At 66.0% G+C, this 674-nt stretch carries 1 protein-coding gene and 1 pseudogene; one reads left to right on the plus strand and one right to left on the minus strand.

Annotated features, from left to right (window positions below; genetic code table 11):
• On the plus strand, positions 1-447 hold a 447-nt coding region (locus EOA36_RS36545), incomplete at its 5' end, for an EamA family transporter (RefSeq protein WP_145969563.1).
• 5 nt (positions 448-452) lie between these two features.
• Here the strand turns inward: EOA36_RS36545 and EOA36_RS36550 are convergent.
• Positions 453-674, minus strand: a pseudogene (locus tag EOA36_RS36550) (hypothetical protein); the annotation flags it as partial.

A 674-nucleotide genomic window follows, 5' to 3' on the forward strand; every position in this document is an offset into this window, starting at 1 on the left:
ATCATGGGCCTGCTCATTCCCGTCAGCCTTGCCGCCGGCAACATCTATCGCACCATCGACTGGCCGGAAGGAACCGGTCCTATCGAACTCGCGGTCGGCAGCCATCTGGCGTCCGCGGCGATGCTGCTCGTCGGCATCCTGACCTTGCTTGGAGGCAAGGCCTTCGCCCAGCTCGGCACCGTGCCGCTCATCGTCGTGGCACAGATGGCCTCGGCATCGGCGATGTTTGCTTTCTTCTTCCGGCTGCAGGCGGTGGGCGGCCCGGTCTATCTCAGCCAGATCGGCTATGTCGCTGCGGCCGTTGGGCTGTTTGCCGGTACGATCTTCCTTGGCGAGCACTATCAACTGCTGACCTGGGTCGGCGCGGTCATCATCACCGCCGGCGTGTTCATCACCACCAAAGCGCAGAGCCAGACCGCTGCGAGGGCGCAGAGCCAGCCCGCCTAAGCGTCCTAGCCCTTACTGTCGCCGGCGTCGCCGCCGGGCTCCGGCCTTGGATGCCGGCGGCGGTGCGTGGCGGCGGCGCGCGCCGCCTGTTCGTAGATGCCGGTCATCAGCTCCAGCGTGCGCGCGACATCTTCGAGCTTGTCAGCCATTTCGGGAATGCGCGTCACGGCATCAATGAGCAGGACGGAGCGGATGTCGGCGTAGCGTTCGGTCACGCGATGCCCGAG

Source organism: Mesorhizobium sp. M8A.F.Ca.ET.021.01.1.1 (assembly GCF_003998025.1).
Taxonomy (GTDB): domain Bacteria; phylum Pseudomonadota; class Alphaproteobacteria; order Rhizobiales; family Rhizobiaceae; genus Mesorhizobium.